At 33.4% G+C, this 17,585-nt stretch carries 15 protein-coding genes; 4 read left to right on the top strand and 11 right to left on the bottom strand.

Annotated elements, in window-relative coordinates; genetic code table 11:
- Window positions 1-38: 38 nt before the first annotated feature.
- On the top strand, window positions 39-2,615 hold the full coding sequence (locus H8K90_RS03730; RefSeq protein ID WP_186844591.1) for a TonB-dependent receptor: 2,577 nt from the start codon (window positions 39-41) through the stop codon (window positions 2,613-2,615).
- A gap of 11 nt (window positions 2,616-2,626) precedes the next feature.
- On the top strand, window positions 2,627-4,300 hold the full coding sequence (locus tag H8K90_RS03735) for a choice-of-anchor J domain-containing protein (protein WP_186844592.1): 1,674 nt from the start codon (window positions 2,627-2,629) through the stop codon (window positions 4,298-4,300).
- Between the two features lie 72 nt (window positions 4,301-4,372).
- Here the strand turns inward: H8K90_RS03735 and gldD are convergent, their stop codons facing one another.
- The 4 genes from gldD to mutY form a co-directional block, all read right to left on the bottom strand.
- On the bottom strand, window positions 4,373-4,942 hold the full coding sequence (gene gldD / locus H8K90_RS03740) for a gliding motility lipoprotein GldD (protein WP_186844593.1): 570 nt from the start codon (window positions 4,940-4,942) through the stop codon (window positions 4,373-4,375).
- Window positions 4,943-5,024: 82 nt separating this feature from the next.
- Window positions 5,025-6,338 (bottom strand): gliding motility-associated protein GldE, encoded by a 1,314-nt coding sequence (locus H8K90_RS03745; RefSeq protein WP_186844594.1) that lies wholly within the window; start codon window positions 6,336-6,338, stop codon window positions 5,025-5,027.
- Between the two features lie 21 nt (window positions 6,339-6,359).
- Window positions 6,360-6,806 (bottom strand): single-stranded DNA-binding protein, encoded by a 447-nt coding sequence (locus H8K90_RS03750; protein WP_186844595.1) that lies wholly within the window; start codon window positions 6,804-6,806, stop codon window positions 6,360-6,362.
- An 80-nt stretch (window positions 6,807-6,886) separates the two neighbouring features.
- Window positions 6,887-7,927, bottom strand: a complete 1,041-nt coding sequence (gene mutY, locus H8K90_RS03755; RefSeq protein ID WP_186844596.1) for an A/G-specific adenine glycosylase — start codon at window positions 7,925-7,927, stop codon at window positions 6,887-6,889.
- A 134-nt stretch (window positions 7,928-8,061) separates the two neighbouring features.
- Here mutY and H8K90_RS03760 point away from each other — a divergent pair, with 134 nt between their 5' ends.
- Both H8K90_RS03760 and H8K90_RS03765 read left to right on the top strand, forming a co-directional pair.
- Entirely contained in the window at window positions 8,062-8,352 is a 291-nt protein-coding gene (locus H8K90_RS03760) for an HU family DNA-binding protein (protein WP_008270198.1), read from the top strand.
- 318 nt (window positions 8,353-8,670) lie between these two features.
- On the top strand, window positions 8,671-10,215 hold the full coding sequence (locus H8K90_RS03765; RefSeq protein WP_186844597.1) for an Rne/Rng family ribonuclease: 1,545 nt from the start codon (window positions 8,671-8,673) through the stop codon (window positions 10,213-10,215).
- A 64-nt stretch (window positions 10,216-10,279) separates the two neighbouring features.
- On the opposite strand, the gene H8K90_RS03770 is transcribed toward H8K90_RS03765, so the two are convergent.
- The 7 genes from H8K90_RS03770 to H8K90_RS03800 all read right to left on the bottom strand — a co-directional run bounded on the left by H8K90_RS03770 (window position 10,280) and on the right by H8K90_RS03800 (window position 17,483).
- On the bottom strand, window positions 10,280-11,005 hold the full coding sequence (locus H8K90_RS03770) for a Bax inhibitor-1/YccA family protein (RefSeq protein ID WP_186844598.1): 726 nt from the start codon (window positions 11,003-11,005) through the stop codon (window positions 10,280-10,282).
- Window positions 11,006-11,124: 119 nt separating this feature from the next.
- Window positions 11,125-11,814, bottom strand: coding sequence for a zinc metallopeptidase (locus H8K90_RS03775; RefSeq protein WP_186844599.1), 690 nt, complete (start codon window positions 11,812-11,814; stop codon window positions 11,125-11,127).
- 110 nt (window positions 11,815-11,924) lie between these two features.
- Window positions 11,925-13,025, bottom strand: a complete 1,101-nt coding sequence (gene ald, locus H8K90_RS03780; RefSeq protein WP_186844600.1) for an alanine dehydrogenase — start codon at window positions 13,023-13,025, stop codon at window positions 11,925-11,927.
- A gap of 220 nt (window positions 13,026-13,245) precedes the next feature.
- A complete protein-coding gene (locus tag H8K90_RS03785) occupies window positions 13,246-13,548 on the bottom strand; it encodes a DUF6370 family protein (protein ID WP_186844601.1) in 303 nt (100 codons plus the stop codon).
- A 26-nt stretch (window positions 13,549-13,574) separates the two neighbouring features.
- Window positions 13,575-13,865 carry an outer membrane protein assembly factor BamE domain-containing protein gene (bamE, locus tag H8K90_RS03790; RefSeq protein ID WP_186844602.1) on the bottom strand — a complete coding sequence of 97 codons (291 nt, stop codon included), beginning with the start codon at window positions 13,863-13,865 and terminating at the stop codon, window positions 13,575-13,577.
- A gap of 76 nt (window positions 13,866-13,941) precedes the next feature.
- Window positions 13,942-16,797 (bottom strand): leucine--tRNA ligase, encoded by a 2,856-nt coding sequence (gene leuS / locus H8K90_RS03795; protein ID WP_186844603.1) that lies wholly within the window; start codon window positions 16,795-16,797, stop codon window positions 13,942-13,944.
- Between the two features lie 131 nt (window positions 16,798-16,928).
- Window positions 16,929-17,483: a porin family protein gene (locus H8K90_RS03800; protein WP_186844604.1), complete on the bottom strand. Its 555-nt coding sequence runs from the start codon at window positions 17,481-17,483 to the stop codon at window positions 16,929-16,931.
- Between the last annotated feature and the right edge of the window lie 102 nt (window positions 17,484-17,585).

Consider the following 17,585-nt stretch of genomic DNA (forward strand, 5'->3'; position numbering starts at 1 on the left):
TTGCGTCAATTAATTAAATCAATTAACTTAAATTTTATATGAAAAAATTTAATCAATTTTTATGCATTGCTGTTTTGACATTGTTCTCAACGGCTATCTATGCTCAGAGTACTGTAACAGGTAAGATTATAGATGGTGATTTAAATTCACCTCTTCCTGGTGCTAACATACTAGAAAAAGGAACTAGTAACGGTGCAAGTACAAATTTCGATGGAGATTTTACCCTCACAACAAATTCAAGTTCTGGTGAAATTGTAATTTCTTATGTAGGTTATGTTTCTCAAACAATCGCTTTTAATGGAGACACTGATTTAGGTACTATTACTTTAATGTCTAGCGATGTGGGATTAGATGAAATTATGATCGTTGCTTCTGTAGCAGTTGATAGAAAAACGCCAGTAGCTGTTTCTACGGTAAAAGCGTCTGAAATTCAATTAAAGTTAGGTACTCAAGAATTTCCTGAAGTGCTAAAATCTACACCTGGTGTTTATGCTACTAAATCTGGTGGTGGTTATGGTGATGGACGTATTAACTTACGTGGATTTACCTCAGAAAACGTAGCAGTTATGATTAACGGTGTTCCTGTAAACGATATGGAAAATGGTGCTGTTTACTGGAGTAACTGGGCTGGTTTAGGAGATGTTACAAGCTCTATGCAAGTACAAAGAGGACTTGGTGCTGCTAAGGTTGCTGTACCTTCTGTTGGTGGAACTATTAACATTATAACTAAAACTACCGATGTTGAAGAAGGTGGTAATGTTATGGCAGCTATAGGAAACGATGGTTACAGAAAATATGGTGTAACTTATTCAACAGGTTTAATGGATAATGGTTTTGCAGCTACAGTATCTGCAGCTAAAACTGATGGTGATGGTTATGTAAGAGGAACATCATTTAATGCTGTTTCATATTTCCTTAACGTATCTAAAGAAATAAATGATCAACACAAATTATCATTTACTGCTTTTGGCGCTAAACAACGTCATGGACAAAGACAAAACAGACATACTATTGAAACTTACAGAAATAGTGAAGATGGAATTAAATATAACTCTGATTGGGGTTATAAAAATGGTCAAGTAACATCTATAGAAGATAACTTTTACCATAAACCACAAATTTCATTAAACCATTACTGGGATTTAAGTGACAACACAAGTATTTCGACTGCAGCTTATGCTTCATTTGGTTCTGGTGGTGGAGGTGGAACTCTTGGTAGTGATGCTGAGACTCCAGGTTTTGAAGGAGATGCAAGATTTAAATTTACAAGTGCAGATTACCGTATTGGAGAGTTTGGTCCATTAGATTTTGATAGAATTGTTGAAGAAAATATTGCTCATGGAGCTAACGGTTCTAGTGCTGCATTAAGAGCGTCAAGAAATGACCATAACTGGTATGGTGTTTTATCGACTTTAAAAACAGATTTATCAGATGACTTGGTTTTCTTGGGTGGTTTAGACTTTAGAAGCTACAAAGGAATTCACTTTAGAGAAGTAACTGATTTATTAGGTGGACAATTTATTATTAACGAAGACAATGTTAACAACCCTTCTGGAGTTTCTAGAGTTGGTGATAAAGTGTCTTATTATAACGACGGACTAGTTGGCTGGTTAGGTGGTTTTGCTCAAGCAGAATACGATGTTAACGAAAACTTTAATACGTTTGTTTCATTATCTGCGTCTAACACATCTTACAAAAGAGTTGATTATTTTCAATATACACCAGATGATCCATTAAGAGAAACTGATCGTTATAACTTCTTCGGATTTGGCGCTAAAGGTGGTGCTAACTATAGATTAACAGAAAACCATAACGTATTTGTTAATTTAGGTTATTTTGAAAAAGCACCAGATTTTGATGCTGTTTTCCCAAACTTTAATAATGAAGAAATTAATGCTGATGCTGAAAACCAAAAGATTTTAAGTTTTGAATTAGGTTACGGATTTAGAGGTGAGAAATTATCTGCTAACGTTAACTTATATAGAACGACTTGGAGAGATAGAACAGAAACTATAGGTTTTCAATTAAACGAAGATGAAACAGGCTTTGCTAACATATTAGGTATTAATGCAATACACCAAGGTATAGAAATTGATTTTGTTTATAGAGCAACAGACAAATTAAACCTTACAGGTATGGTATCTTTAGGAGACTGGAGATGGGAAGATGATGTAACAGATGTTCAAATATTAAATGAAGAACAAGAAGTTGTTGAAACATTAGATTTATACATTGAAGATTTACATGTAGGTGATGCTGCACAAACAACTTTAGCTGTTGGTGCGAGTTACAAATTTACGGATAAAACAAGATTTACAGTAGATTATAATTATTTCGATAATTTATATGCAGATTTTGATCCAAGTGATCGTAATGACCCTGATTTTAGAGAAGATGCTTGGAAAGTACCTGCTTATGGTGTTTTTGACGCAGCATTTACTCATGGTTTTAAATTAGGAAACTTTGATGCATCGTTAACAGCACGATTAAACAATGTATTCGACACAACGTATATTGCAGATGCCTTAGATGGTTCTGGATCAAATGCTCAAAACGCATTAGTTTATTACGGTTTCGGAAGAACTTTTAGTTTCGGTACAACAATTAAATTTTAAAAAAAAGTAATATGAAAAAATTAATTTATTTATTAGCCTTTGTAGGCATAGCCTTTACTGGCTGTGATCCTGTAGAAGACATTCATAATGATGTTGACTCACAAGAAGATCCAGTTGTAGGTACTACGGACTATACTTTAACTGATGATGATTACGATGCGTTAAGCTTAGGTTTTGGTAGTTTTGATTCAGAACAACAAGCTAAAGATTCTATTCCACAACTATTATCAGAAAAATACCCATTTTGGGGAAATGGTTCTTCAGTTAATGTAGGATACAATTTATATTTAGGAAACGCCGAAGGTGTTAGCGACTTAACAGGATCTGACATTTATTCATTTTCAAATTCAGATTACGCCTCAACAGGAAGTGATGCTTTTGGGTTTTATCCAGATGTTAATGCAACGGACGCTATTCCTGCTGTACTAGATGCTCAAGTATCTTCACCAACAGAAGGACAAATTGTTTTAGCTAAGTATAAGCAATATGTTGAAGATCCAGTGGTTGGTTTAGCTAATATTGTAGATTACAACTTTGCTGGAAGTTTAGAAGGTTGGAGTATTGTTCAAGAATCAGGTGCTGATGATGTTTGGACTTCACAATCTGGATATGTTCAAGGTAACGGTTATTTTGGTGACCAATTTTCAAATGTAGAGTGGTTAGTTTCTCCTTCTATTGATTTAGATGGTGAAAGTAATTTAAAATTTCAAATCACTCAGCAAATACAATTTGCTGGAGATGCTTCATTAGTTAAAATTTTAGTATCTACAGATTACACCGATGATGTTTTAGCAGCAACTTGGAATGAAATTATACTTGCTAATTCCTCAACAGGAGATATGACAACATCTGAAGATTACGATTTTTCTGCATATGATGGTCAAATGATTAATATTGCTTTTAAATACACGTCAATAGGTGACGATCCTGCAACTGTAGGTGTTGATGAAGGTGATGCTGCAAGATGGAGAATCGAAAGTATGGCTATTAAAACTTTAGGTGCTACTGGAGATACAAACTCTAAAGGTGAATATTTTATGTATTCTGGTGGATCATGGGAAGCAGTAGAAGGTGTTTATTACTTAAGCTCTGCAGATTTTGATTCAATGGGAGAAGGTTCTGGTCAACCAGGTCAGTATAACAACTTTAGTAGTTCGGTTTCACCAAACAACTACTTACCAACATTTTTAGAATTAACATTCCCTTATGGTCAAGAAGATGAAGAGTTATTAGTAATCTATGATTACTTCTCTAGTTCTTCAGGAGCACAAAGAAGAGGTAATCTATACACTTCGGTTAATGGTGCTTGGGATGCTTATGAATCTACAATAGCTACTACATTGCAGTTTGGTAAGGAAGCTGGCGTTTGGGTACCAGACAATACTATAAGATATACTTTAGTAGGTTCTGACTACAGTTTGGTTGCAGCGACTTTATTAACTGAACCAGGTTTTGAAGCAGCAGCAGGAAACTTAGACAGCTTCGGTAATTTTAACAGAACTGGTGGTAGTACTAACTGGGATGATGATATGATGTTAACTGCAATTGGAATCGTTTTAGACAATTTAGATCCAACCGCAGCAGAAGATCAAAAGTATATTGTTACTTACGATGTCTATATTGGAAGTAGCGCTACTGAAGATTTAAGTGTTATAAAAACTGGTGGAGAATGGGTTGCTAACTAAGCAAACTATAACCACGTTATAAAAAAAATGCTCATCAAAATTGATGAGCATTTTTTTTCTTAATAATTATATTTAATTCTTCCACTTAATGGTTTCCATAATACGTTTGATATCGTTTTTTAGATATTCTGATGCTGGATAAATAGAATCATAATTAGGTTTAGCATAAAAGTATAAAGAACCACTTACAAAGTGACTTATACTATCCGTTACATAGAATTGCGACTGTGATGCCGCATCACCTCCAATTTCATATAACATACCATATACGTTATCATTAGGGCGTAAAAATTCTTTTTGAGAAATTTCATCGGCTTTCATGGTGTGTTTTTGCGTTAAGTTTTGTGTATCTCGCAAAAGATTATCTAAATTATTAGCCTTAACATCTTTATAGGTAAGAAAAATAGTAGCCTTTAAAGAAGGATACTTAATATCAATTCCTTTAGCTTCAGAAGTGGATTTTACAGAACTTATAGGAGCAGCTAATGTGTTTTTCTCAAAAGAAAAAGGTAACGGAATACTCGCTGCTTCGTATTTAGCATCCGGATAATCTAATCTTAAATAGCCTTTTGGCTTTGGCAATGGATCATCACCACATCCTAATAAAAAGAGGCTTAATATTGGTAAAACTATTTTTTTCATTTTATGCTGAATTTATCTCAGTGTTTATTCCCTGCAACAGAAGAAATACCATTATCATTAGATTTCTATCTATAGTAAGAGTTTACAAATCTAATAATGTTAATTTAATTTGTTTAATGCGCTTACGTTCTAAGGCTTCTATTGTGAAAACGTAATTTTTAAAATTTATTTTACTGCCAATTCTTGGAAAACCCCCAGAAATTTCTAAAACAAAACCGGCCAATGTTTCGGCTTCACCTTTTCTGCTTTCAAAATCTTCTGCTTCTTCTTCTAAGCCTACTATTTTATAAACATCTTTTAGAGGAGTTTTGCCATCGAAGCTATAATTATTGTCGTCAATTTTTGTAAATATTAAATCTTCATCATCATATTCGTCACTAATATCTCCTACAATTTCTTCAATAATATCTTCTAAAGACACCAAACCAGATGTACCACCATACTCATCTACTACAACAGCCAAATGCACCTTTTTTGTTTGAAACTCTACCATTAAATCGTCTAACTTTTTATTTTCTGGTACAAAAAAGGGTTCGCGTAATATAGATGTCCAATTAAACTTTTTCTTATTAAGATGAGGTAATAAATCTTTTACATAAAGTACACCTTTAATAGTGTCAATACTTTCTTCATATACAGGAATTCTAGAATACCCATTATCAATAATGTCTTTAATAATAGTTTCAAAAGGAGTATCAATGTTTAATGCAAATAAATCCATACGAGGTCGCATTACTTGTTTAGTATCTGTATTCCCAAAGGATACAATACCTTGTAATAATTTCTGTTCCTCTTGCGTGGTATCTTGGTCATTGGTGAGTTCTAAAGCCTGAGACAATTGATCTACACTTAGATTTGACCGCTGTTTTCCAAACTTATTCTGAATTTGAATAGTTACATATCGCATTGGTAAACTTAGAGGGGAAAATAATACATCTAACACTTTTAATGGCCTTGCCATAAATGAAGAAAACTTAACACTATTTCTACTCGCATAAATTTTTGGAATAATTTCTCCAAAAAGTAAAATAAGAAATGTCGCAGAAACAACTTCTAATAAAAATCTTAGTAAGGTATTTGTAACATCCTTAAACAATGTTTCACCTATATAAGCAAACAATAAAACAATAGCGATATTGATAAAATTATTTGCCACTAATATGGTCGCTAATAACTTTTTTGGACGCTCTAAGAGTTTAGCAATGATTTGTATGGTTACCGATTTGTTATCTAACCCTTCATCAATATTAGATTTAGTTAGAGAAAACAACGCGACTTCGGCACCAGAAATTAAAGCAGAACATACAAGTAATATAATAAGCAATATAATACTTGCAATAAACGATGTATTAGTAACTATTAGATAAGAAAATAAAATCGTGGGTTCTGGATCCAAGATGCAATTAGATTAAATTATTTAGAATGGTAAATCATCATCACCATCTGGCACAGCAGTATTTGGTGCTGGTTGTTGTGATTCCGCTTTATTCTGAGGTGGAATAGCTTGTGGCGTATTAGGCTGTTCATTTTTATTAGTTAAAAATGTAAAATCTGTGCACTGTATTTCTGTAGAATAACGATCCATACCCTTGTCATCGGTCCATTTTCTTGTTTTTATCCTTCCTTCAATATAAACTTTATCCCCTTTAGTAAGGTACTTTTCACAGATTTCGGCCGCTTTATTTCTCACCACAATATTATGCCATTCGGTATTAGAGACACGTTCGTTGGTTTGTTTATTTGTATAAGTCTCATTAGTTGCCAATGGAAAACGACCAACACAATTTTTATCATCAAAATAATGCATTTTCACTTCATCACCCAAATGCCCAATTAGCATTACTTTATTTAATGTTCCCGACATAATTATTTAATTTTTGGTAAAGTTAGTCTTTTTGAAAGTACTCCATTAAAAGTAATAAAAAAATGTGATTTCTTTAGGACTCAAAAGTTGAATTCTTCTATAAAGCTACTAATAAGTACAGGAGCCGGATACTTTTTAAGAGACTTTATAGATATTGCTGTTTCAGGAAGCTGTTCTACTTCAATAATCCAAAACTTTGTATAAAGGTGTTGGTGAGAAAGCTTATGCACTTTATCAGCTTCATTATATAGTGCATAATCAAAATCAACTGAATCTAAAACTGTGCTTTCTAAATTTAGTAGGTGAAAATCCTCTGCAGCTAAGCTTTTTTTAGATTCTATTAATGGAAATTGATATAGATTTTGCCAGATACCTTTTTGTTTTCGTTTTTCAAAAAGGATATTTTTATCCTTATCAATGCAAACCAAAAAGTTAAAATATTTAGTTGTTACTTTAGTTTTCTTCAATTTTACAGGAAGCGCATTCACTAAATTCTTTTGAAGTGCAATACATCCATCATTAATTGGGCAAATATTACAGTCCGGACTTTGAGGTTTGCATTGCCTCGCGCCAAATTCCATTATAGCCTGATTATAAGATGCAGGTTGTTCTGTATCTATTAAAGAAGAAGCTAAAGCTTTAAACTCTTTTATTCCTTCCGTTGAGTTTATAGGAGTATTTATTCCAAAATAACGAGACAATACACGGTAAACATTTCCATCAACAACAGCGGCAACTTCATTAAAAGAAATAGAAGCAATGGCACTAGCTGTATAATCACCTACTCCTTTTAATTTTAGTAAATCTTTATATGTATTAGGAAATACACCATTAAGCTCATTAGCTATATATTTTGCTGAGGTATGTAAATTACGTGCCCTAGAATAATAACCAAGCCCTTGCCAAAGTTTTAAAACAGCCTCTTCAGATGCATTTGCAAGGTCAAAAACAGAAGGATATTGCTTAACAAATGCGTTATAATATGGTAAACCTTGCTTAACTTGTGTTTGCTGTAATATGATTTCTGAAAGCCAAATATAATATGGATTTTGCGTAGCTCTCCAAGGTAATTCGCGCTTATTAATTGAGTACCAGTTAATTAGTTCTTTTTTAAAATTCATTGCGTTTTTTAAATGATGAAACAAAATTAAATCTTTATCGTGTTAAATTTTAATTAATTACGTTTGATTTATTGTAATTAAATTACATATATTTGCATCCCTTAGAATTTATAGTAACCCTAAAACTAATAACAATGACAAAAGCTGATTTAGTAGCTAAAATATCTGACAAGTTAGGTATTGAGAAAGGAGATGTACAAGCTACAGTAGAAACCTTTATGGAAGAAGTAAAAACATCTTTAGAGAGCGGAGATAACGTATATTTAAGAGGTTTCGGAAGTTTTATTATTAAAACAAGAGCAGAGAAAACTGGTCGTAATATTTCAAAAAATACTACAATAAAAATACCTGCTCACAACATACCTGCTTTTAAGCCTGCTAAAGTATTTTTAGAAGGAGTAAAATCTAATGTTGAAGTAAACTAAAGCATTTAAAAGAAAATATTAATTAAAAAGCATTATTTATTATGCCAAGTGGTAAAAAAAGAAAAAGACACAAGGTAGCGACGCATAAGCGTAAAAAACGTAGACGCGCTAATCGTCACAAAAAGAAATAAATTGTTAAAAGTAGTTTTATAACTACTTTTTTCAGTTTTAAAAAAACGTTCTTTGATATAGAATCCGATGTATTTAATAGAGTATATCAGGATTTGCTGGAATCCCGATAATAATCGGGACATCCTGTGTCAAATAATTTAGTAAAATCCATCTAACTCAATGAAGAGCTAGATTTAAATTAACATTATGAACAAAGAATTAATCGTAAGATCGAGTTCAGATATTGTTGATTTTGCCTTATTAAAAGATGGAAAACTTATTGAATTACATAAAGATGAAGAGGATAATGACTTTGCGGTAGGCGATATTTTTATTGCTAAAATTCGCAAAGTTATGCCTGGTCTTAACGCTGCGTTTGTTAACGTAGGGTACGAGAAAGATGGTTTTTTACACTATCATGATCTAGGACCGCAATTGCCTTCTCTTTTAAAATTCATTAAACGTGTAAGCACAGGGAAATTAAGAGATTATACACTCAAAGACTTTCCAAAGGAAAAAGATTTAGACAAGCATGGCAAAATTGCGCATGCGATTAAGTCTAATCAATCCATTTTAGTACAAGTAGTAAAAGAACCAATTTCTACAAAAGGACCACGCATTAGTTCAGAATTATCTATTGCTGGTAGATACATTGTCTTGGTACCTTTTTCTAATCGTATTTCAATTTCTCAAAAAATTGAATCGCAAGAAGAAAAAGACCGTTTAAAAAGACTTGTTAAAAGTATTACACCAAAAGGATTTGGAGTTATTATTCGTACTGTAGCAGAAGGCAAAAAAGTTGCCGAGCTAGATAGTGATTTACAGAATTTGCTGGATCGATGGACAGCAATGTGTAAAAAATTGTATAAAGCACATCACCCAACAAAAGTATTGGGAGAAATGAACAAAGCATCCTCTATTTTGAGAGATATTTTTAATGATTCATTCTCTGGTATTGTTGTAGATGATGAAGAATTATACATACAAGTAAAAGATTACGTGCAACAAATTGCACCGAAAAAAGAGTCTATAGTAAAGCATTATAAAAACGGAGTACCAATTTTTGAAAAATTTGGTATAGAACGCCAAATAAAAACATCATTTGGTCGTACCGTTTCTATGGCAAAAGGCGCTTATTTAGTTATAGAACACACCGAAGCACTACATGTTGTAGATGTAAATAGTGGTAACCGTTCTAATAAAGAAAAGAGCCAAGAAGACACTGCCTTAGAAGTTAATATGATTTCAGCCGCAGAAATTGCCAGACAATTACGTTTACGTGATATGGGAGGCATTATCGTTATCGATTTTATCGATATGGGCCGTGCTGAAAACAGAAAAAAGCTTTACAATTTTCTCAGAGATGAGATGAAAGACGACAAAGCAAAACACAAAATATTGCCGCCGAGTAAATTTGGTTTAGTACAAATAACCAGACAGCGCGTTAGGCCAGAACGCAATATTAAAACAAAAGAAGAAAATCCTAATCTCGTAGGAGGAGATGAAATCGAAGCACCAATTAAAGTGGTCGAGCGCATTAATCAAGATCTACAACGAATTTTCAAAAAAGACTATAAAAAGGTAACTCTAAATGCACATCCTTTTATAGCAGCCTTTTTAACCAAAGGGTTTCCATCACCACGTTCAAAATGGTTTTTTGAACACAAAAAATGGGTAAAAGTTTTACCTAGAGATGCTTACACTTATCTTGAATACCATTTTTTTGATAAAGATGGTAACAAAATCAAATAATATCTATTAAAAAAGCCCAACTGAAATTTCAGTTGGGCTTTTTGTTTTTTATAATTTTTTAGTCTTAATCCCTAGACATAAATATTCTTAGAATATACCAGAATAATAACATTAAAGATGCAAATAATCCAAGTGCAGCAGGTATATAATCTTCAACTCCATATTTTCTTACCAAATTAGAGGTTTGGTATAAAATAGAACCACCTGCCAATAGGCACATTGCCATTGAAAACCATAAACCAAGATTAAAACCAAATAAAGTTCCTGCTATTATTAAACCTATAGCAATAAAGAAACCAATGGTTAAACCTGTCTTTAAGAACGAAAAGTCTGTTTTAGTAATTAAAACAGCAGCAGATAATCCCGTAAATAGTGCTAAAGTAACTATTGCAGCCTGGTTTAGAATTTCTGGTCCAGTTTCCATATAAAAAGCAGCTATGGCTATAAGTGGAACAAAAATTAAAGCTTCAAAAAAGATATAAATACCATAAGCTAGATACTGCATATTTTTATCCGATGTTCGTAATGCCATACCTTCGGCATAGTTAGTGGCAAACATAAAACCACCTAGCATAAGTAACCACTTATAACCTTCAGTCATTGAAAGCATAAATTCTACTATAGTATCGCTCTGTAATAAAAGATATTCAAAAAGAATAAATACAAGCACTCCACCTGCTACATGCGAATAGGTTTTTCTGTAAAAAGCAGCACGTTCAACATCTGAAAGGCTTCCTACCATAACTTTTCCTGGGAACTGATCTGGTTGATCAGGTAATTGATTTTCCATAATTAGATTGATTTAGTTATTTCAAAGTAAGTAATTTCTTTATACTAAACAAAAAAAGCTCTGACTAATCAGAGCTTTTTGTATTCTTAATGAGTTTATTTTAAAATATTTTATTAGAATTATCTTCGATTTAAAAAGATACTAATAAAGTAAAGTAAGGTCGCTAAAGAGCCTAATGCGGCAACTAAATACGTTCTTGCAGCCCATTTTAATGCATCTTTTGCACCTGCTTGTTCTTCTTGCGTTACCATATTCTTGTTTTCTAACCAAGCTAATGCTCTATTACTCGCATCATATTCTACAGGTAATGTAATAAAGGTAAATAGTGTTGTCATTGCAAACAATGCAATACCTATTAAGAATATATTAGAACCCAATACAGAGCCACCAACAGACAACGCTAAACCTACCATAATTACAATATTAGACAGTTTGCTACTTATACCAACTGCTGGTACAATAGCAGATCTCATTTTTAACCAAGAATATGCTTGTGCGTGCTGTACGGCATGTCCAACCTCGTGTGCTGCTACTGCAGCAGCCGCAGCATTACGTTGATTATACACCACTTCACTAAGGTTTACCGTTTTATTTGCTGGATTATAATGATCCGTTAATTGACCAGGTGTAGAGATGACCTCAACATCTGTTATACCATTATCTGCTAACATTTTCTCAGCAATCTCTCTACCACTCATCCCATTTCTAAGATTAAGCTTAGAGTAATAATCGAATTTGCTTTTTAACTTATTACTTACAAAAGAACTTACTAAGAAGATTGCTCCTGCAATAATATAATATCCCATCATATCAATAAAAATTTAATATTTATTACTATAAAGATAGCAAATAGTAAGCCAAATTAAAGTTGAGAACTAAAATTTGGCTTATGTCATATTTTATATGTCACATATGCAGTTTACATGGCATCAACAGACCAATTAAAGGCTTCAGCAATTTCTTCATAGACTATTTTACCCTTTACAACATTGAGTCCTTTTGCTAAGGTTTCATCTTTTGCACAGGCATTTTCCCAGCCTTCATTTGCTAAACGTAATACATAAGGTAAAGTCACATTAGTTAAAGCTAACGTAGAGGTATAAGGTACAGCTCCTGGCATATTAGCCACACAATAATGTACCACATCATCGATAATAAATGTCGGATCTTCGTGCGTTGTTGCTTTGGTAGTTTCGATACAACCACCTTGATCTACCGCTACATCAACCAAAACAGTTCCTGGTCGCATGTCTTTGAGCATATCTCTAGTAATTAATTTTGGTGCTTTTGCTCCTTTTACTAAGACTCCTCCAATAATTAAATCGTGATCTTTAATACGTTTTCTAATATTATATTCGCTAGAAAACTCTGTAACTACATGACTTGGCATTACATCATTTACATAGCGCAATTGTTTCATATTAATATCCATAATGGTAACATGTGCCCCTAAACCAGCAGCCATTTTTGCTGCCTGAATACCAACAATTCCTGCTCCAAGTACTAAAACTTTACCAGGAGGTACACCAGGAACACCACCTAACAATACTCCACGACCTTTAATAGGTTTTTCTAAATATTTTGCGCCTTGCTGAATGGCCATTCTACCAGCAACTTCAGACATTGGTGTTAATAGTGGCAGAGAACCATCTTTATCTTCTACAGTTTCGTAAGCAATACAAACCGCTTCACTCTTTAACATCGCCTTAGTTAAAACTTCGCTAGAAGCAAAATGAAAATAAGTAAACACTACATGATGCGACTTAATTAAAGGATATTCTTCAGCAATAGGTTCTTTTACTTTTACAATCATATCTGCAGCAGCATAGACCTCTTCAATAGTGTCTAAAACCGTTGCACCAACATCTTTATAATCTTCATCGAAAAAACCACTGCCAAAACCAGCGTCTTTTTGTACGTAAACCGTATGATTGTTTTTAATAAGTTCGAATACTCCAGCAGGTGTCATACCTACTCGACTTTCGTTATTCTTGATTTCTTTTGGGACTCCAATTTGCATGTAAAATAGATTTAAAGGTTAATAGCAGTCGGAAATTACTATTAATAAATCTGTTGTTCCAAATTTGATGGCTAATTTGAAGTCATTTTTGCGGAATTAATATTTTGAAGACTTTATTTTAAAAATTATTGAAAATAGTATTGATTTTCAGGTCAATATGATATTAGACGAATGTAAAATTATTTCGATAAAATGATTTTGAAATTGACTCTTAGACGAATCAATCTAACATTTTTAAAGCACTAACTTTAAAACGATTATTCACCACTTCTCCTTCTACTTCGCCTTTTCTAATAACCTCGCAAAACCCACTTTCTTTATCGTGCGCATCACCGAAATCATCAATATCTGCCCCATCAACAAAATAAGCGTTATCTTCTATACGAACTGCTAAATCACAGCCTTCTTGAGACGTTAAACCAAATTGACATTGTCCACAAGACACTTCAACAATTTGTGTTTTTTTAAGATTTGCACATGCTACGACTAACAATAACGTACATGCCAAAATTAGATGCTTCATTTTATACTTATTTTTAATAGTCTTAATTATTCTTCTATTGCTGTCGTTACTTTAGTTACAAGTTGATTCTCAAAAACAATAAGTAGTTGTTCTCTTTTAGATTCAAAAAAACTTGGTGATTTACCTATTCTATACACAAAAACATCTTGCTGATTTGTAGAACTGGTATTTGGTTTTCCTAAAAGCACAATAACTTCATCCTTGGTTTTACCTATGAGCAGTTGACTTTCAATGATATCATCGACCATCTTATATCGTGTTGTAGGCTGGCTTCTCCATTGTTCTTTACTAAATCGTTCTTCGAATAGCCAGAGCAATGAGGAACTTATTATAAAAGCTACAAAGAAAAATAACCCTATTTTATCATTTCTCTTTAGCTTTAACCTCATACGCTTATCCTACAATATTTACAATCTTACCAGGAACAACAATAATTTTCTTTGGTGTTCTACCATCTAATTGTGCAATGGTTTTCTCGTGTGCCATGACTGTTTTTTCAATATCATCCTTACTCATATCCATTGGTAACTCTAGTGTAAAACGCATTTTACCATTAAAAGATATCGGGTAGTTTTTACTACTTTCTACTAAATGACTTTCATCAAATATTGGAAAAGGAGCCGTAGATATAGATTGGTTATTCCCTAACTGTTCCCATAACTCTTCTGCAATATGAGGAGCGTAAGGGGATATTAAAACCAATAAAGGTTCTAAAATAGCTTTACTAGTGCATTTCTGTGCTGTTAACTCATTAACTGCAATCATAAAGGTTGAAACTGAGGTGTTGAATGAAAAATTCTCAATATCTTCTTGTACTTTCTTAATAGTTTTGTGTAACGTCTTTAAGTTATCTTTTGTTGGCTCGGCATCATCTACTTTTAGGCCATTATCATCTGCATAAAGCTTCCAAAGTTTTTTAAGAAAATTATGTACACCTGTAATACCAGCTGTATTCCATGGTTTGTATTGCTCTAAAGGACCAAGGAACATTTCGTAGAGTCTTAGGCTGTCTGCTCCGTAATCTTCTACAATTTGGTCTGGATTAACCACGTTGTATTTGGATTTGGACATTTTTTCAACGTCTCTACCTACTTTATAAACACCATCTTCTAAAATAAATTCTGCTTCTTTAAAATCTTCACCAAATTCTCCATCACTTTTTAAACCTTCAATATCTAACTCATCAGAAGCATTGATATATTGTACTTTTACGTGAAGTGGTAGAACATCCTTCCCATCAATAAGTCCTTTTGAATAATATGCATTTGAATTTTCTTCTCGATAAACAAAAGCACTAGTTCCCAAAATCATCCCTTGGTTAATCAGCTTTTTAAAAGGTTCTTCAACATTTACAAAACCTCTATCTTTTAAAAGCTTTACCCAAAAACGAGAATAGAGTAAGTGACCTGTAGCGTGTTCGCTTCCTCCAATATATAAATCTACATTTTCCCAATACTTCAAAGCCTCTTCACTAGCAAAAACGCCATCTCTATTGGCTGCTTCTTCCATATAACGGAAAAAGTACCAAGAACTGCCTGCCCAACCTGGCATGGTGTTGAGTTCTAAAGGGTAAATTCCGTTGTCCTCAGTGGATTCCTCATCAATGGCGGAATGACAAAGGTCATTGCTTACAACTTTGTTTGTATTTGTGTCCCAAGCCCAAACATCAGCACGTCCTAAAGGTGGTTCTCCTTCTTCGGTTGGTAGATATTTTTCTACTTCTGGTAAAACAATTGGCAAATGTGCTTTATCAATCATTTGCGGCATACCATTAACATAATATACAGGGAATGGTTCTCCCCAATAACGCTGACGAGAAAATACAGCATCACGCAAACGGTAATTGGTTTTGCCTTCTCCTTGTCCTAATTGTTCAAGTTCGTAAATAGCACGTTTAGATGCTTTTTTATAGTTCATACCGTTAAGGAAATCGCTATTAGCAATCTTTACGTTGTCTTTTGAGGCATAGGCCTCTTCAGAAATATCTACGCCTTCAAAAATATTTGGAATCGGAATATTAAAGTGCTTCGCAAAATCATAATCGCGCTGGTCACCACATGGTACTGCCATTACAGCACCTGTTCCGTAGCTTGCTAGTACATAATCGCCAATCCAGATTGGTATTGGTTCTTTAGAAAATGGATGCTCAGCATAAGCGCCTGTAAAGACACCCGAAATGGTTTTTACATCTGCCATTCGATCACGTTCGCTTCGTTTGGCTGTTTTTTCAATATAAGCTTTGACTTCTGCTTTTTGGGCTTCGGTTGTAATTTGTGATACTAACTCATGCTCTGGAGCTAGCGTCATAAATGAGACTCCGTAAATAGTATCTGGTCTTGTGGTGAAAACGTCTATAACCTCTTCGTGTCCATTTACATTAAAAGTCACACTTGCTCCAACAGATTTACCAATCCAGTTTTTCTGAATATCCTTTAAAGCATCTGTCCAATCAATAGTATCTAAACCTTGCAATAAACGTTCTGCATAAGCAGATATACGCATGCTCCATTGGGTCATTTTTTTTCTAACCACAGGATGACCTCCACGCTCAGAAACACCATTTACAATTTCGTCGTTAGCTAAAACAGTTCCTAGTGCAGGACACCAATTGACTTCTGTTTCTGCTAAATACGTTAATCTGTATTTTAAAAGAATTTCTTGCTTTTCAACATCCGAAAACGCTTTCCATTCTTCTGCTGTAAAGATTTCTATATCATCATCACAAGCAGCATTTACAGTAGCATTTCCTTCAGTTTCAAATTTTGAAACTAAAGTTTTAATGTCTTCAGCTTTATCAGCATCATTGTTATACCAAGATTCAAACAATTGAATGAAGATCCACTGCGTCCATTTGTAATATTCAGGATTTGAAGTACGTACTTCGCGACTCCAATCGAAAGAAAAACCGATTTGATCTAATTGACGACGATAGGTTTTTATATTAGCTTCTGTCGTTACCGCAGGATGCTGACCTGTTTGTATCGCATACTGCTCAGCAGGTAAACCAAAAGAATCATAACCTTGAGGATGTAACACATTAAAACCTTTGTGACGCTTATAACGTGCATAAATATCACTTGCTATATAACCTAATGGATGCCCAACGTGTAAACCTGCACCAGATGGATAAGGGAACATATCCAAAACATAATATTTTGGTTTGTCGCTTGTATTAGATGCTTTAAACGTTTGGTTTTTTGCCCAGTAGTCTTGCCACTTTTTTTCAATTTGATTGAAATCGTACCTCATTGTTTGTTTTTCCTTGTAATAATGGCACAAATTTAAACTTTACTAGTTAAATAGCCTATAACTTGCAGAAGTTATTAAACTGAAAAAGCACCTTAGATTTAAGGTGCTTTTTTAAATATGTTAATTTGTAATTAGAACTTGTAGCCTAATGATAACTGAAATACACTATTCTTAATATCGGGATTTTCAACTACAGTAGTAATTCCGTAATTATATCTTGCCTGAGCAAATAGATTATCAGTAATATTGAAGCCAACACCAGCATTTAAACCAAAATCGAAACTAGCAGCATCTGTTTCAGCATCCGGAATTGAGCTATCGTTAAACTCTGCTTTGTCATCTATTAAAAATGACATTTGAGGTCCAAATTCTAAACTAAATTTTTCAGACAAATAATATTTTGCCATAAGAGGTATGGCTAAATAATCAACTTTCACTTTTACAGCATCATTTGCTTCAGAGCCTTGTCTTGAATATAATAATTCTGGCTGAAGCGAAAATTTGTCACTTAGTTTAACTTCTGCAATCGCACCAACATGGAAACTGGTAAGACTATTTCTGTCGGCATCTCCACCTGTAAAGTTAGAAATATTAAGTCCGGCTTTTACACCAAAATCAACATCTTGAGCTATTAATAATGTTGAAAATCCAAAAATTGCTACGATTGTAAATAAAAATTTTTTCATAATTGTTAGGTTTTATAAATTGATATTCGATGAGTTATTCAAAAGCTATGCCAACTTTTTTTTAAAAACAACTAAATTAATTATAACGGTCTAATCTTATTG

The sequence above is a fragment of the Winogradskyella echinorum genome (assembly GCF_014297365.1).
In the GTDB taxonomy this organism is placed as follows: Bacteria; Bacteroidota; Bacteroidia; order Flavobacteriales; family Flavobacteriaceae; genus Winogradskyella; species Winogradskyella echinorum.

What these genes read in the sequence shown, in the direction of transcription:
- H8K90_RS03785 (WP_186844601.1), bottom strand. Translation starts at nt 13,548, where the DNA reads ATGAAGCATCTAATTTTGGCATGTACGTTATTGTTAGTCGTAGCATGT.
- H8K90_RS03800 (WP_186844604.1), bottom strand. Translation starts at nt 17,483, where the DNA reads ATGAAAAAATTTTTATTTACAATCGTAGCAATTTTTGGATTTTCAACA.
- H8K90_RS03750 (WP_186844595.1), bottom strand. Translation starts at nt 6,806, where the DNA reads ATGTCGGGAACATTAAATAAAGTAATGCTAATTGGGCATTTGGGTGAT.
- H8K90_RS03765 (WP_186844597.1), top strand. Translation starts at nt 8,671, where the DNA reads ATGAACAAAGAATTAATCGTAAGATCGAGTTCAGATATTGTTGATTTT.
- H8K90_RS03760 (WP_008270198.1), top strand. Translation starts at nt 8,062, where the DNA reads ATGACAAAAGCTGATTTAGTAGCTAAAATATCTGACAAGTTAGGTATT.
- ald (WP_186844600.1), bottom strand. Translation starts at nt 13,025, where the DNA reads ATGCAAATTGGAGTCCCAAAAGAAATCAAGAATAACGAAAGTCGAGTA.
- mutY (WP_186844596.1), bottom strand. Translation starts at nt 7,927, where the DNA reads ATGAATTTTAAAAAAGAACTAATTAACTGGTACTCAATTAATAAGCGC.
- gldD (WP_186844593.1), bottom strand. Translation starts at nt 4,942, where the DNA reads ATGAAAAAAATAGTTTTACCAATATTAAGCCTCTTTTTATTAGGATGT.
- H8K90_RS03770 (WP_186844598.1), bottom strand. Translation starts at nt 11,005, where the DNA reads ATGGAAAATCAATTACCTGATCAACCAGATCAGTTCCCAGGAAAAGTT.
- H8K90_RS03735 (WP_186844592.1), top strand. Translation starts at nt 2,627, where the DNA reads ATGAAAAAATTAATTTATTTATTAGCCTTTGTAGGCATAGCCTTTACT.
- H8K90_RS03730 (WP_186844591.1), top strand. Translation starts at nt 39, where the DNA reads ATGAAAAAATTTAATCAATTTTTATGCATTGCTGTTTTGACATTGTTC.
- H8K90_RS03775 (WP_186844599.1), bottom strand. Translation starts at nt 11,814, where the DNA reads ATGATGGGATATTATATTATTGCAGGAGCAATCTTCTTAGTAAGTTCT.
- leuS (WP_186844603.1), bottom strand. Translation starts at nt 16,797, where the DNA reads ATGAGGTACGATTTCAATCAAATTGAAAAAAAGTGGCAAGACTACTGG.